At 48.1% G+C, this 13,902-nt stretch carries 16 protein-coding genes; 10 read left to right on the forward strand and 6 right to left on the reverse strand.

Features of this window, described 5'->3' with window-relative positions:
• Nucleotides 1-38 precede the first annotated feature (38 nt).
• Complete coding sequence (locus ASG34_RS01020) at nucleotides 39-1,265, reverse strand: pyridoxal phosphate-dependent aminotransferase (RefSeq protein WP_055825452.1); 1,227 nt, start codon at nucleotides 1,263-1,265, stop codon at nucleotides 39-41.
• 172 nt (nucleotides 1,266-1,437) lie between these two features.
• Between ASG34_RS01020 and ASG34_RS01025 the strand changes: the two genes are divergently transcribed.
• Nucleotides 1,438-1,827 carry an Mth938-like domain-containing protein gene (locus tag ASG34_RS01025; protein ID WP_055827211.1) on the forward strand — a complete coding sequence of 130 codons (390 nt, stop codon included), beginning with the start codon at nucleotides 1,438-1,440 and terminating at the stop codon, nucleotides 1,825-1,827.
• On the opposite strand, the gene ASG34_RS01030 is transcribed toward ASG34_RS01025, so the two are convergent.
• Nucleotides 1,828-2,376 carry a DUF1439 domain-containing protein gene (locus ASG34_RS01030; RefSeq protein ID WP_235559626.1) on the reverse strand — a complete coding sequence of 183 codons (549 nt, stop codon included), beginning with the start codon at nucleotides 2,374-2,376 and terminating at the stop codon, nucleotides 1,828-1,830.
• A gap of 79 nt (nucleotides 2,377-2,455) precedes the next feature.
• Between ASG34_RS01030 and ASG34_RS01035 the strand changes: the two genes are divergently transcribed.
• A complete protein-coding gene (locus ASG34_RS01035; RefSeq protein WP_055825455.1) occupies nucleotides 2,456-2,986 on the forward strand; it encodes a prepilin-type N-terminal cleavage/methylation domain-containing protein in 531 nt (176 codons plus the stop codon).
• 109 nt (nucleotides 2,987-3,095) lie between these two features.
• Here the strand turns inward: ASG34_RS01035 and fabB are convergent, their stop codons facing one another.
• Both fabB and fabA read right to left on the reverse strand, forming a co-directional pair.
• Nucleotides 3,096-4,319, reverse strand: coding sequence for a beta-ketoacyl-ACP synthase I (gene fabB, locus ASG34_RS01040; RefSeq protein ID WP_055825458.1), 1,224 nt, complete (start codon nucleotides 4,317-4,319; stop codon nucleotides 3,096-3,098).
• A gap of 176 nt (nucleotides 4,320-4,495) precedes the next feature.
• On the reverse strand, nucleotides 4,496-5,011 hold the full coding sequence (gene fabA / locus ASG34_RS01045) for a 3-hydroxyacyl-[acyl-carrier-protein] dehydratase FabA (protein WP_055825461.1): 516 nt from the start codon (nucleotides 5,009-5,011) through the stop codon (nucleotides 4,496-4,498).
• Nucleotides 5,012-5,275: 264 nt separating this feature from the next.
• On the opposite strand from fabA, the gene ASG34_RS01050 reads away from it, so the two are divergent.
• The 7 genes from ASG34_RS01050 to ASG34_RS01080 all read left to right on the forward strand — a co-directional run bounded on the left by ASG34_RS01050 (nucleotide 5,276) and on the right by ASG34_RS01080 (nucleotide 11,877).
• Complete coding sequence (locus tag ASG34_RS01050) at nucleotides 5,276-6,292, forward strand: AAA family ATPase (protein WP_055825465.1); 1,017 nt, start codon at nucleotides 5,276-5,278, stop codon at nucleotides 6,290-6,292.
• 21 nt (nucleotides 6,293-6,313) lie between these two features.
• A complete protein-coding gene (locus ASG34_RS01055; protein WP_055825468.1) occupies nucleotides 6,314-7,171 on the forward strand; it encodes a DUF58 domain-containing protein in 858 nt (285 codons plus the stop codon).
• Nucleotides 7,172-7,183: 12 nt separating this feature from the next.
• Nucleotides 7,184-8,185, forward strand: coding sequence for a hypothetical protein (locus ASG34_RS01060; RefSeq protein WP_055825471.1), 1,002 nt, complete (start codon nucleotides 7,184-7,186; stop codon nucleotides 8,183-8,185).
• A gap of 4 nt (nucleotides 8,186-8,189) precedes the next feature.
• Entirely contained in the window at nucleotides 8,190-9,176 is a 987-nt protein-coding gene (locus ASG34_RS01065) for a vWA domain-containing protein (RefSeq protein ID WP_055825474.1), read from the forward strand.
• Nucleotides 9,161-9,700: a hypothetical protein gene (locus tag ASG34_RS01070; protein ID WP_055825477.1), complete on the forward strand. Its 540-nt coding sequence runs from the start codon at nucleotides 9,161-9,163 to the stop codon at nucleotides 9,698-9,700. Before ASG34_RS01065 ends, ASG34_RS01070 begins: the two co-directional genes overlap by 16 nt.
• Nucleotides 9,701-9,744: 44 nt before the next feature.
• The gene (locus tag ASG34_RS01075; RefSeq protein WP_055825480.1) at nucleotides 9,745-10,773 is read left to right on the forward strand and encodes a vWA domain-containing protein; all 1,029 of its coding nucleotides are present in this window, start codon (nucleotides 9,745-9,747) and stop codon (nucleotides 10,771-10,773) included.
• 69 nt (nucleotides 10,774-10,842) lie between these two features.
• Nucleotides 10,843-11,877, forward strand: coding sequence for a VWA domain-containing protein (locus ASG34_RS01080; protein WP_055825483.1), 1,035 nt, complete (start codon nucleotides 10,843-10,845; stop codon nucleotides 11,875-11,877).
• A 1-nt stretch (nucleotide 11,878) separates the two neighbouring features.
• Here the strand turns inward: ASG34_RS01080 and ASG34_RS01085 are convergent, their stop codons facing one another.
• Entirely contained in the window at nucleotides 11,879-12,385 is a 507-nt protein-coding gene (locus ASG34_RS01085) for a hypothetical protein (protein ID WP_235559627.1), read from the reverse strand.
• 56 nt (nucleotides 12,386-12,441) lie between these two features.
• Here ASG34_RS01085 and ygfZ point away from each other — a divergent pair, with 56 nt between their 5' ends.
• A complete protein-coding gene (gene ygfZ, locus ASG34_RS01090) occupies nucleotides 12,442-13,446 on the forward strand; it encodes a CAF17-like 4Fe-4S cluster assembly/insertion protein YgfZ (RefSeq protein ID WP_055825486.1) in 1,005 nt (334 codons plus the stop codon).
• A 61-nt stretch (nucleotides 13,447-13,507) separates the two neighbouring features.
• Here ygfZ and ftsB read toward each other — a convergent pair whose 3' ends face one another.
• The gene (ftsB, locus tag ASG34_RS01095) at nucleotides 13,508-13,888 is read right to left on the reverse strand and encodes a cell division protein FtsB (RefSeq protein WP_082504767.1); all 381 of its coding nucleotides are present in this window, start codon (nucleotides 13,886-13,888) and stop codon (nucleotides 13,508-13,510) included.
• Nucleotides 13,889-13,902: the final 14 nt, after the last annotated feature.

The raw sequence follows: 13,902 nt of genomic DNA on the forward strand, positions 1-13,902 counted from the left end.
AAACCTCTAAATAAATCATTGGCACGTGCTTGCACGTGCTATTTGGTATGTTTCTTACGGTAACCGTCCAGATAGCGGCCTATGCGCGTCATCGCTTCTGTCAGGTCATCGACATTGGGTAAAAATACCACCCTGAAATGGTCAGGTGACGGCCAGTTAAAGCCCGTGCCTTGTACCAGCAATACTTTTTCTTCCAGCAATAAATCCAGGATAAATTGCTGGTCATCATGGATCGGATAAACCTCAGGATCCAGTCTTGGGAAAAGATACATGGCTGCTTGCGGCTTGACACAGCTCACACCAGGCAAGGCGGTCAACATGTCATAAGCCAAATCGCGTTGCTTACACAGGCGTCCGCCGGGTGCGACCAGATCATTGATACTTTGATAGCCGCCCAGCGCTGTCTGGATAGCCAACTGCCCAGGCACATTGGCGCAAAGCCGCATGGAGGCCAGCATATTCAAGCCTTCAATGTAATCCTTGGCAGGTTTTTTATCACCTGAAATGATCATCCAGCCCGAACGGTAGCCACAGGCGCGGTAATTTTTTGACAAACCATTGAAGGTCACGAACAGGACATCATCTGCCAGCGAAGCAATTGAGGTATGCGTGTTACCGTCATACAACACTTTGTCATAGATTTCATCTGCAAAGATCACCAGGCCGTGATGACGCGCAATCTCGATAATGCCTTCCAGGATTTCTCGCGGGTACAAGGCACCGGTCGGGTTGTTCGGATTAATAATCACAATACCCTTGGTATTGGCAGTGATTTTATTTTCGATATCTTTCAGATCCGGCAACCAGCCAGACTGTTCATCACAGATATAGTGACGTGCACTACCACCAGCCAGATTTACCGCAGCGGTCCACAGTGGGTAATCCGGCATTGGAATCAACACCTGGTCGCCATTATTGAGCAAACCCTGCATGGCCATTACGATCAGTTCAGACACGCCATTACCGACAATAATGTCGTCTATGGTCACCCCTTCAATTTTCTTTTGCTGGGTGTAGTGCATGATGGCCTTGCGGGCTGAAAAAAGGCCTTTGGAATCAGTATAGCCGGAGGCCTGATCCATATTCAGGATGACATCCTGCACGATTTCTTCAGGCGCGTTAAAGCCGAAAGGCATCGGGTTACCGATATTCAGCTTGATAATCCGTTGACCGTCTTCTTCCATCTGGCGGGCACGCTGTAAAACCGGGCCGCGGATGTCGTAGCAGACATTACTTAATTTATTTGATTTATTGACTGGCTGCATACTCTGTTAACAAACACATTTGGCGTGTGTTAAGCTCTTAAAGTAAAACTTTCATTCTACCTGCAAAGCCTTTCTTCATCAATGAACGCCTGATGAACCAGACGATGAAGTGACGGTCATGCACGGTATAATTTCTGTTTTATTTTTGAATGTGAGAGATGAACACAAAAGCATGAAATTACACTTGCACAGCAGTGATCAGCAATACCAGATTAATGGGGTAGATAGCCAGTCAATTACCATCAATCACCAGCCATATACACAACCCCTGATTGTCAGTGATGATGCACTCACTACAGACTGGTTTAGCGGCGCATGGGAGTCTCTGGATGCAGAAAGACTAACCGCAATATTGGCGTTCACGCCTGAAATAGTGCTACTGGGTACGGGTGATAAGCAACGCTTTATTCACCCCAAACATACCCAGGTTTTTCTGTCGCAAAATATCGGTGTCGAATGCATGACTACCGCGGCTGCCTGCCGCACCTTCAACATACTGACAGCAGAAGGACGCAAAGTCGTCGCTGCCCTGCTGCTGGAAAAACACCTGGTGACTGACTAATCATTGTGGCTTTAATGTCACCTGCACTTCGTCAGCGGTTACACGCAAATTAGTCGGCTGGTATCGTGTCCCGCCATAGGTCAACTCTTCCGGTTTTACTTCATACAACACCAGCTGATTCAACCATTTCCCGCCCATATCTTTAGCCACCTGCTGCAACATGCCATTCCATTGGTTGTTGGCGCCATCGAGTTGAATAGTGTCGATTGCTGGCTGATCCAAAACCACGGCATTTCGCTCAGTATCGAACTTCAGTAAGCCTGACAGAGTCGCCTTGCCGGTTGCCGTATTCGCCAATAAATCACTGGCAATACTGGCGTCCATAGTGGTATGCACCCGGCCGGTCGCCGGATCAAGCTGCACCTGTGCATTAGACAATTGCACATGAAACGCGCGCATGACGGTGAATGGTTTTTCCAGTTTGTGATTCAGTTTCTGCTGAATCTGGCTCGCACTCATCCTGACAGTGCGTTCGCCCATCATGGTGGCACACCGGCTGAGCAAAAATATGACTAACAATCCTGAAAAAATAATTTTAAAAAGACGCATTTGTAAGCCTTCTTTAACACTTGCAACATTGGTCAAAAATTGACATTCACTTATCCTAGCTATTATAAAATGCTTCGCAATGAAGAAAAGTTCTTATTCTCAACTAGACTCGTTTAAACAGCCTGGTGTTGCACGCGGTTTTACATTAGTTGAACTAGTGATTGTCATGCTGATTTTATCAATCCTGGCGGCCACCGCTTACGCCCGTATCTCGCAAACCGGCTCCCAGGCAAGACTGGCCTCCCTGCAATCATTTAAAGCAACGGTGCTGTCGGTAGCCACCATGGCAAAAGGCGTATGCATGGCGGATCCCCAGTGCGATATTGATCCCAGCAATGTCACTTCATCCACCATGATTGAAGGTAATAACATTTTATTCACCGGCAGATACCCGGTAGGCTTGGCACCTAATAACGCCGCGGGCCTGGATCAATTGATACAGCCCGGTAGCAGATTCACCATCCAGCCTGAACTTTCGGATATCAATCGCGCCACTTATTTCCTGGCCGGCGCACATGACGAGCAACATTGCAAATTGGAATACAGCATCACTTCCGCCGCATCTACACCTTCAGCATTATCTGTCACTATTGATAGCAGTGGCTGTTAAAAACTTGGGAATGCAGCCTGAAGAAAAAACGCGAAAGTTAGAATCAGGCATGCAGAAACCGGAATAAAATAAAGTGTACTTCTGAAGCCAGAAGTACACTTTATTTATTTTAGAGATTTTTGGTTGATAAGGTCAAAGTAGCGTTAGTACCACCGAAACCAAAGCTGTTTGAGAGTGCAGTTTCAATCTTGGCCGATTTGATAGGCTCACGCACGATGTTGAGGCCTTCTGCAGCCGGGTCTAGATTATCAATATTGGCAGAGGCAGCGATAAAGCCGTGCTGCATCATCAACAAGGTGTAAATAGCTTCATTCACACCTGCAGCCCCCAATGCATGACCTGACAATGACTTGGTGGAAGCAATTGCAGTTTTGCTATCGCCAAATACCGTGCGGATAGCTTCCAGCTCTTTAGTATCACCTACTGGTGTGCTGGTACCATGGGTATTGATGTAATCAATCTGGCTGATATCCAGCCCCTGCAAAGCTTGCTGCATGCAGCGCACTGCGCCTTCCCCACTAGGCGCGACCATGTCGTAGCCATCTGAAGTTGCGCCGTAGCCAACAACCTCGGCGTAAATCTTGGCACCACGCGCTTTGGCATGTTCATACTCTTCAAGCACCACAATGCCGCCACCGCCGGATATCACGAATCCATCGCGATCAGCATCATAAGTGCGCGAAGCTTTATCCGGTGTATCATTATATTTGCTGGATAGCGCACCCATGGCATCAAACAGGTAGCTCATGGTCCAGTGCTCTTCTTCGCCACCACCGGCAAACACTATATCCTGTTTACCGAGCTGGATTTGCTCAACACCAGCACCAATACAGTGTGCACTGGTTGAACAAGCTGAGCTGATACCGTAATTCACACCTTTGATTTTGGCGCCAGTGGCCAGGCAGGCAACAATACCGCTGCTCATGGTTTTGGTCACCATATAAGGGCCAACCCGGCGTATGCCTTTTTCTTGCAGCGTATTAGTACCTTCGAGCATACTCTCAGTCGATGTGCCACCCGCACCTACAATCAGGCCGGTGCGCACATTGGAAACCAGGTCTTCAGGCAGGTTGGCATCAGCAATGGCTTCTTGCATGGCTAGCCACGCATAAGCATGTCCTTTCGCCATAAAACGCAATAACTTGCGGTCGATGAGCGCTTCGATATCCAGATCTTTGATAGACCCAGCCACATGCGAACGCAAACCGCGCTCAGCATACTCCGGTTGATAGGTAATCCCTGAACGGCCTGCTTTCAGGCTGTCCAGCACTTCCTGTTTGTTATTACCAAGACTTGATACGATACCAAATCCTGTAATCACTACGCGACGCATTGCGCCTCCTTAAGACTTCAAAAACGGTAAGGACCTCCAGGTAAGCTACGATCAGCTCACCTTCGTTACCATACATTGTTACTTGTAAAAAATTTTACTGATATATCAACTATATAACGCGTCAAATTTTTTACTCACCAAGTCTGGCTTATAAAGTTAAACCTATAAAAGCTTCCCTAAAAATTATCGGTGGTGGTAAACAAACCAACACGTAAATCACTGGCATTATAAATCTCGCGGCCATCGACTTCCATACGTGCATCTGCAATACCCATCACTAGCTTACGCATGATCACCCGCTTTAAATCGATGTGATAGCGGATCAGTTTAGCCTTAGGCAACACCTGGCCCGTAAATTTAACTTCACCTGAACCAAGCGCGCGTCCACGACCCAGGCCACCTTTCCAGCCCAGGAAGAAACCAACCAGTTGCCACATGGCATCCAAGCCAAGACAGCCAGGCATTACCGGGTCACCAGTAAAGTGGCATTGAAAAAACCATAAGTCAGGAGTGATATCCAACTCAGCAATAATTTCACCCTGCCCGTATTTGCCGCCATCATCAGATATTTTTACAATCCGGTCAAACATTAGCATAGGAGGCAAAGGCAGTTGTGCATTGCCCTCACCAAACATCTCACCCCGGCCACAGGCCAACAACTCTTCTTTACTGAAACTACTTTTCCTAGACATGTAATTTTGATTTATTAGTATAAAACAATATTTTCGCCGGAAATTGCGTTTAGTCAAAGCTTTTTGTCATTTCAAAAATATACAGACCTGTATACTTTTAAATAAAACCTAGGTAAGATTCCCTTAATTGTTACGGAATTTTACAAATTCAAAACCAAGGTTTTATTAAGGCTTGAATAATAATTCGCAACAAACGGCTGTTTAGAAATTACAATTTAGTTACAATTACCTTTCAAAAAATTATCTTACGTCAGGAAATCAGCAATGCAAGATCAACAATTAGCCGATTGGCGAGCACACGCGTTAAAACTTGAATCAGAAGTCAATAAAGTGGTGGTGGGTCAGGAAAGCCCAGTGCGCCTGATCACCACAGCCGTATTTGCTCGCGGCCATGTATTGCTTGAAGGTGATGTGGGTGTTGGTAAAACGACTTTGTTACGTGCATTTACCCGTGGTATTGGTGGCGGCTACCAGCGTATTGAAGGTACGATAGACCTGATGCCGAATGACCTGGTCTACCACACTTACCTGGGTGAAGACGGCAAACCGCACGTTAGCCCAGGCCCGTTACTTATGTCCGGGCAAAACCTTTCTATTTTCTTCTTTAACGAGATTAACCGTGCCCGCCCACAGGTACATTCGCTGATGCTGCGGGTGATGGCCGAGCGCACCCTGACTGCGTTTAATAAAGAACATTACTTCCCGCACATGCTGGTATTCGCTGACCGTAACCAGGTGGAGCGTGAAGAAACATTCGATATTCCGTCTGCGGCGCGTGACCGCTTTATGATGGAAATTCCGATTCTGGTGCCTCCTGCGCACGACATTATGGAGTCGCTGATTTTTGATACGCGCTTCCATGATGTGGATCAACTTATCAGCAATGTTGAAGAAGACATCTTGAAGTTTGATCAACTCAACAGTTTTGCCAAAGTGATCCAAGACAATATCTCTGCCACGCCTGCCCTGCGTAAATATGCGTTGAACCTGTGGCTGGCAACTAAAGACCCACTGGCGTATGGCATTAAAGTATCTAACGTCGATATGAAACGCCTTGTGTTATCAGGTGCTAGCCCGCGCGGTATGGGTATGTTGTTACGTGCAGCACGTGTTAATGCCTGGTTAAACCAGCGCGATGCCGTCATTCCGGAAGATATTCATGCTGTATTCCACGAAACGATTGCTCACCGCCTGGTATTCAGCCCTGTTTATGAAATGCGCCGTACTGAAATTGCGCGTGAAATGCTCTCCGGTATTGTTAACGCCGTTGCTGCGCCTTAACGTGGGTTTGAGTTCATAGCAATGGATTACATCAAGGAATTCAGTTATCACATCAGCTGGCGCTCCCGCTCCCGCCGTCCTGGCCGCCATAAAAGCAACCAGCGCGGCATGGGTATGGAATTTCGCGGGCACACAACTTTACTTGCCTACCCTGATCCGCGCCGGATTGATATACGCCAAACCATCCGCGACCCGATGGAACAGGTGTACGTGCGAATTTTCAACCAGAAAAGTGCCACGCCGGTATTTGTCATGTGTGACTTGTCCGGTTCAATGCAGTATGGCGTGCCACATACCAAACTGACTACCGCCGCAGAAATTACACGTTCAGTGGCACAGTCTGCCACTCGAAATGGTGACCCGGCAGCGTTCGTCGGCTTTGATGATGAATTACGCGATGAATGGCTGAGCACGCTTTCAGCCAGGCCGCACAGCATGCTGGAACTAGCAGACAGGCTGGAAAATCATTTGCCAAATGAAGTAGGTGCCGGGGCATTGCTTGATAGCGCCAGGGTATTACCGCGCGAACGCTCGCTGATTTTCCTGGTTTCTGACTTCCATATGCCGCTAGGGCAACTGGAAGAAGCGTTGCTATTGATGTTGCGCCACCACATTGTGCCGGTTGTGTTATGGAACAGTACCGAATACAAAGACCTGCCGGAATTTGGCGTAACCAGCATTAATGACCCGGAAACCGGCGAGCGCCGTACGCTTTTTCTGCGTGCCTCTTACCGCCAGCGGATTCTGGATACCTTTGCCGCGCGTCGCCAGGCGATTGAAGATATGTTTATGAAATTTGATATGCAGCCATTTTTTGTGGAAGACCAGTTTGATGCAGATATGCTGACTGATTATTTCCATCAATATGTGACTGTCTGAGGAAAGCGATTGATGAAAGCGCAAAAAACCTTATTCGCCTGTTTGCTCATGGCAATGCTGACCGCAACCACGTTGCCAGCCATTGCCGATGTAACATTGCCGAATGTAGACAATAAATATGTGACGGTGAAGGAAATAAACCCTACGCGTGATGCAGGCTATGTGGTCGGCGACAAGCTGGAACGCACCATCATCCTGACCGTGAAGAAGCCTTATGAACTGATTAAAGAATCATTGCCGATTGTCGGTTATGAACATCGCTATCGTGGCCAGGTATCCGGCGTCGAGTTGGCAAACATCAGTGTTGAAGATGAAACATTCTCTGACCGCAGTGTGCATACCATCCACCTTATTTATCAAGTGTTTAAATCTGGTCGCGTAGTGCGTCCGGCCATCCTGCGCGGTGAAATCGTCAAACTACGTCACAACGGTAAAACAGAATTACGTCAACTGCGCTTTCCATCGTTTAATTTCAGGACTTCCCCACTATCTGTATATGGTGAAGTCAACCTGAAAAACGAGATGAGCCCGTTCATTCCGCCCTTCACTATAGATACCAAAAAAGAAGAACAAGCCCTGAAGATCGCTGCCGGCGTACTTGCCCTTAGCCTGCTGGGATTATTATATATTCTGGGCGCCCGCACCTGGCTGCCGCGCATGGGGGGTGCCTTTGCCAAGGCTTATCGAAGTGTAGGCAAGTTACCCGACAACCAGCAAGGCTTGCAACAGGCGATTGAGGTTGTCCATCAGGCAATCCAGAAAGTCGCCGGGCATAGCGTATTTGGTAATAATGTAGACCAATTTTTGCAGGAAAAACCTGCCTACCAGCCCGCAAAACCAGAGATCGAGCGTTTCTTCAATTTATCACGCCAAGTCTTTTTTGACTCCAAAACACCGCTAGATCTTGGCATGCCTGCCAAGCAATGGTTACGTACTTTCTGTCGCCATATGCGTGATTGCGAACGCGGCCTGACACCTGACTTGAATTCAGTCTCGAAACCAGGGGCAAAATAGCATTATGGCATTCACTCACCCCTGGGTTTTGTGGGCGTTACCGCTGGCATTGCTGCCGCTGTTGCTTGAACGCTCACATAGCAAACATTATTCATGGATAGGCCTGTTACCTCCGGATCCATTATCAAGCATCATTGGCCTGCTGTTAAAAGCCCTGGCTGCATTAAGCATCTTATTTGTGATCTTAGGTCTGGCAGGCCCGCATACACTTGAGCAAAAAGCACTGCGCACCGGTATTGGCGCTCAAATCGGTCTGGTGCTAGACCGTAGTGCCAGTATGGATGATGCTTTTGTAGGCGACAAAGATGGCCATATCGGCGAAACCAAATCAGTCGCGGCTGCGCGTATCATCACCAATTTTATTAAAGGTCGCCGTAATGACATGATGGGCGTGATTACCTTTAGTAACTCGGCCATGTATGTATTGCCATTAACCGAGAATAAAGAGGCGGTGCTATCTGCGGTGCAGGCCACTGCCGGTAACTCTTTATTTCAAACTAATATCGGTGGCGGCCTCACCAGTGCGGTGGAACTGTTTAAAGATGTGCCCGACTCCGGTTCACGCGCGATTATCCTGATCTCGGATGGTGCCGGACGCGTCAGTGATATGGTGCAACAAAAACTGCGTGACTGGCTGCAACGCTACAACATCGGCCTTTACTGGATTGTGTTGCGCCAGCCTGGCGGCATCACCATTTTTGACCCTAAATATACCGAAAGTGGTTACGACGGCCATATGCCAACAGAAGTATTGCTTTATCAATATTTCCAGACCTTGCGCACCCCTTTCAGTGCATATGAGGCATCAGACCCGCGCTCACTGGAAGCAGCGATTGCCGACATTAACAGCAAAGAAAAAAAACCAATTCAATATATGGAAAAAATCCCCGGCCATGATTACACCAATTTGTGTTACTGGATTGCCATCGTCATGATTGCGATTCTGCTGGCGGTTAAATATCTGGAGATCAACACATGGCGCTCAGCGTAAAAAAACTGGTCATTGGCCTGATCGTGGTAGCGGTTGCCGCGACGGCGACCATCATATATAGCTGGCAACGGATTCAGCAAGCCAAGGATTTCAACCAAGCGATCACCACGGCCAAGACACCGCAAACGGATCAGCAAAGTTTTGAAGCCAAATATGCAGTGGCTTACTGGCTGGCAAAAAATGAGCGTTACAAAGAAGCTACCTTGCTGTTTGCCAAGCTGATTGATGGTTCGACGCCTGTGCAACGCGCGGCCATTTTGCATAACATTGGCAATATGTTTTTCCTGAAAGCGATTCAGGTCACTGGTGGCAACGATAACAGCACGCGTGATGAAGTTGAATACCTGTTAACCCAGGCGATGACCTCTTATAAAAGTGCACTTAAGGCAGATAACAACCACTGGGGCACCCGCCGCAATTATGACCGCGTCATGAGCTTGTTGCCTGAGAAACCCACGCCAGGTGTAGGCGAATCTGATAATCCGGGTTTGATCATGGGCAATATCCCTAATGGTCTGCCTTAAATGCAGGCGTTTATGCTTGCTTACTCACTTGATCAGTTAAAAGTATGAATATCTGGCTCAGACGATTTGTTAAACACCGTGATTCTGCCCTGCTCGGATTAGCACTGCTATTCCTGCTGGCGGCAGTTTTACGCCCTAGTATTCCGTTCAAACATAATATCTATACCTACTTTCTGGTTGCAGATATTTCGCAGAGCATGAATACGTCAGATATGACTATCCGTGGCAAAAAAGTCACGCGTCTGGCTTATATGCAAAACATGATGCATGAAGTCGTAGGCTCGCTGCCATGCGGCACTAAAATCAGCATTGGCCTTTTTGCTGGTAACTCAGTCGCGGCCATGTATTCGCCGATTGAAGTCTGCAAAAACTTTGCGGCCATCCAGGATACGATAGATCATCTGGATTGGCGTATGGCCTGGTCAGGCAACAGCCGCTTGCGTGAGAGCCTGTTAGTGACCGCAAAAGTGGTTCGCGGCATGTCTGAGGCTTCGCAAGTAGTCTATTTTACAGATGGCGAAGAAGCCCCGAGATTGCATGCTTTCAACACTAAAAATCTGGAAGAATTTCAAGGTGGTGACGACTGGATTTTTGTCGGCATAGGTTCAGAAGAAGGCGATGCTATCCCCAAGCTCAGCGAAGATAACCAGGTGATCGGTTACTGGTCTAATGAAAGCTTCGCCATGCAACCAGGCATTGCGCAGATTTCTGAAAGCACCCTGGGTGTGCGTGATGACAACGTCGCGGGTGAAAATGATCGCTATATATCCAAAATGGCCGCTGAATACATGCAAAGCCTTGCTCAGGAGATAGGTGCCAAGTTTATTAAAGGTGATAGCAGCTACACGGTGATCCAGGCCATGAAGGCCCAAAAACCTGCACGCCGTGATATTGCCCCATTACCCCTGGGCTGGTTATTCGCCACTTTGGGCGGTTTGTGTATTGTAGGCACTTATGCCAGCCGTCATCCATTACGCCAGATCAAGCAGAATCTTAAAATCTACCGCAATGAAATTAGAGCAAAATTGTTTGCACGTAGCGAGGCAGTTGCCCACGACAACCATTTTCAATAACTTTATAAACCAGCCTGATTTACCTCTGTCATCCTAGGCCAGTGATGCAGGCACTCATGAGAAGTCACCATGAAAAATCATTGGCTAAGATTCTGGCTGCACCATCGCGACACCATTTTACTTACTACAGCGTTGCTCTGCCTGCTGGGCGCAGTCTTAGTGCCTAGCATCCCCATCAAACGCAATGTACATACCTACTTCCTGATCGCAGATATTACCCAGAGCATGAACTCTGCGGATATGTCGATAAACCACCGACCCGTCAGCCGCCTGGAATATACCAAGCGCATGATGCACGAAATAGTCGCTCAACTGCCCTGCCATACCCGTGTCAGCATAGGTTTATTCGCCGGGGATGCGGTTGCCGCACTATATACGCCTTTGCATGTTTGCCGCCATTTTTCTGCCTTGCATGAAACCATAGATCACCTGGATTGGCGGATGGCATGGACCGGCAACAGCCAATTGCGCGAAAGCTTAGCTATCACAGCCAAGCTGCTACGGCAAATGCCCGAAGCGACTAAAGCGGTGTTTTTTACCGATGGCGATGAGGCGCCCTTGCTGCATGCGTTCAATACCCGCAACCTCAGGGATTTTCAGGGCGGGGATGGCTGGTTTTTTGTTGGCATAGGCACTGAAAAAGGTACCGGCATCCCAAAACTGACAGAAGACAACCAGATGATTGGTTACTGGTCGAATGAAAGTTTTGCCGTGCAACCGAACATTGCACAAGTCACCGCCAGCAAAAGCAGTGGCCGCGATGACAGCGTCGCGCTCTCTGACTATGATCGCTTCATCTCCAAGCGCGACTCGACTTATCTGCAAAAACTGGCGCAGGAAATCGGCGCGCAATATATCAATGGCGATGATACCTACGATGTATTGCAAACCATCCAATCGCACAAATCACCGCGCTATGAAATTGTGCCCTTTTCGATTGGCTGGCTACTGGCTACGCTGGCGGGCATATGTTTGCTAGGCACCAGTCTGCATCATGAGACCCTGCGTCAACTTAAACAAAAGTTTGGCATTTATCGCAAACAGCTTAAATCTAAATTGTTCAACCGCAGTGAAGTTGTCGCGCACGACAACCATTTTCAATAGGTTATTCGCGCAGCCCCCACTTTAACCAGACACGCAATGCTTTTTGGGAAATGGTATCTGCTTGATCAAACAATATCAGCAAGCGCTTGGGTCGTAGCCATTGCCATAAAAGCGGCTTTTGATGATGGGCATTATTCATCTGCTCGGATGCATCAGTTTTTAATTCTGTATAGGCAATGTGTAGCACCATACATCCATGATGCACCACGCTATCGGACAATACTTCAATCCGCCATAACTGCCCCAGTGCATTCATAATTATCATTTCCCCGAACACATCTACACTCAACTGTTGCACACTAAATCGCCAATGAGTAGCGACAAGCTGTGTCCATTGCCAAAAGCAAGCTGTGGCATAGAAAAAAGTGCCTGCGAATGCCCACCGCGGCGACAAGCTTAACCAGAGAGAAAACAGCACAGCGATTGAAAATACCAGCCACCACCCCCATAAAAATTTAGAAGGGTGAAAGCGCAAGGTTATTTCACTTGGTAGAATAGGTTTTTTCATCACGTTTGTGTGAAGCTGTTGGTGACAACATCCACACTATCAACAGAAAGTCATTTATGTCCAGCGCAGCTTGGCAACAATTCTTAATTTCACAGGGTGCTCAGTTTAACGAATCAGGCGAAGCTTCATTTGTCGCGCCTGAGATTCCGGCTTCAGGCCAATTATTCGACCTCTCAGTGGATGGCCTGATCGCCGTCAGCGGCGCTGATGCCCAGACCTTCCTGCAAGGTCAATTCACTAACGATATTAAGCAGTTGGCTGAAGCCTCACAATTTACCGGCTACTGTACGGCAAAAGGCCGCCTGCTGGCACTGTTTTATGCATTCAGCATCAACGAAGTAATTTATCTGCAATGCCCGCGCGCACTGATTCCAGATTTGGTAAAACGCTTGCGCATGTTTGTCATGCGCAGCAAGGTAGTGGTCGAAGATGTCAGTGAGCAATTTGTGTGTATCGGACTGGCCAGTGCTGACTCGGCAGCCCACATACAACACCTGCCATTACACCCGCATCAAACCAGCCATAGTGCATTAGGTACATTAATTCGTTTGACTAATAGCCATGGAAAGCAGCGCGCGGAACTGGTGGTGAATGCAGACCAGGCAGAACAAGTCTGGAAAACATTTTCGGCCACATTTAGCCCAACCAGTACCAATCAGTGGGATGCACTGGAAATCCAGGCTGGTATTCCGCAGGTGTATGCAAGCACGCGCGAGCAATTCGTACCGCAAATGATCAACCTCGATGCACTCAATGGCATTAACTTCAAAAAAGGGTGTTATACCGGTCAGGAAATCGTCGCACGTACCCATTACCTTGGCAAGGTAAAACGCCGCACATTACTTGCCACTTTACCCGCTACCACAGTCACGCCAAATCCCGGTGATGCAGTGCATGATGCCCAGCAACAGGAAGCGGGCCAGATAGTGCGTGCCGCGCCAAATCTGCAAGGTGGTTGGTGGGTATTAGCAGAATGCAGGCTGGAAGCCAAAGCTGCCGGCAGTATTTTCTGGCAAGAATATGAGCTGGCTTTTACTGAGCTCCCTTACGCATTGCCATAAGCAAACTCTATACATAAAAAAATGGCGCTTCAGGCGCCATTTTTTCAACTATATCTAATTACTATTGCTCTGGTATTGCAGCTGGGACATCCGGCGTTCCAGGATTCACGATGGACTCCTTAGACGGCACATTGGTGACGACACCTTTGGATGCCGGAGGATTAGCATTTTTGCGTTGCATCACCTGATAGAACACTTCGTCCTGCTTAATCATGCCTAATTCACTGCGCGCACGTTCTTCAACTGCTGATTGACCTTGTTTCAGGTCACGCACTTCAGCGCGCAATGTTTCATTCCGTTGCCGGTAATAATCATTGCGCTTTTCATGCGCTTCAATCTGCTGCGAATATTGCCAGACACGTGACCAACTGCCCTTGCCCAACCACAATGGATATTGCAGCAGGGCAATCAGGACAATGAAGATCACAGTCAGTTTGCGCACATCGACCTAGATGC

The organism is Methylophilus sp. Leaf416 (assembly GCF_001424665.1).
Classification (GTDB): Bacteria; Pseudomonadota; Gammaproteobacteria; order Burkholderiales; family Methylophilaceae; genus Methylophilus.

Bases quoted from the DNA above. Each gene is read 5' to 3' on its own strand.
- ASG34_RS01020 (WP_055825452.1), bottom strand. From the start codon at position 1,265: ATGCAGCCAGTCAATAAATCAAATAAATTAAGTAATGTCTGCTACGAC.
- ASG34_RS01025 (WP_055827211.1), top strand. From the start codon at position 1,438: ATGAAATTACACTTGCACAGCAGTGATCAGCAATACCAGATTAATGGG.
- ASG34_RS01030 (WP_235559626.1), bottom strand. From the start codon at position 2,376: ATGCGTCTTTTTAAAATTATTTTTTCAGGATTGTTAGTCATATTTTTG.
- ASG34_RS01035 (WP_055825455.1), top strand. From the start codon at position 2,456: ATGAAGAAAAGTTCTTATTCTCAACTAGACTCGTTTAAACAGCCTGGT.
- fabB (WP_055825458.1), bottom strand. From the start codon at position 4,319: ATGCGTCGCGTAGTGATTACAGGATTTGGTATCGTATCAAGTCTTGGT.
- fabA (WP_055825461.1), bottom strand. From the start codon at position 5,011: ATGTCTAGGAAAAGTAGTTTCAGTAAAGAAGAGTTGTTGGCCTGTGGC.
- ASG34_RS01050 (WP_055825465.1), top strand. From the start codon at position 5,276: ATGCAAGATCAACAATTAGCCGATTGGCGAGCACACGCGTTAAAACTT.
- ASG34_RS01055 (WP_055825468.1), top strand. From the start codon at position 6,314: ATGGATTACATCAAGGAATTCAGTTATCACATCAGCTGGCGCTCCCGC.
- ASG34_RS01060 (WP_055825471.1), top strand. From the start codon at position 7,184: ATGAAAGCGCAAAAAACCTTATTCGCCTGTTTGCTCATGGCAATGCTG.
- ASG34_RS01065 (WP_055825474.1), top strand. From the start codon at position 8,190: ATGGCATTCACTCACCCCTGGGTTTTGTGGGCGTTACCGCTGGCATTG.
- ASG34_RS01070 (WP_055825477.1), top strand. From the start codon at position 9,161: ATGGCGCTCAGCGTAAAAAAACTGGTCATTGGCCTGATCGTGGTAGCG.
- ASG34_RS01075 (WP_055825480.1), top strand. From the start codon at position 9,745: ATGAATATCTGGCTCAGACGATTTGTTAAACACCGTGATTCTGCCCTG.
- ASG34_RS01080 (WP_055825483.1), top strand. From the start codon at position 10,843: ATGAAAAATCATTGGCTAAGATTCTGGCTGCACCATCGCGACACCATT.
- ASG34_RS01085 (WP_235559627.1), bottom strand. From the start codon at position 12,385: ATGAAAAAACCTATTCTACCAAGTGAAATAACCTTGCGCTTTCACCCT.
- ygfZ (WP_055825486.1), top strand. From the start codon at position 12,442: ATGTCCAGCGCAGCTTGGCAACAATTCTTAATTTCACAGGGTGCTCAG.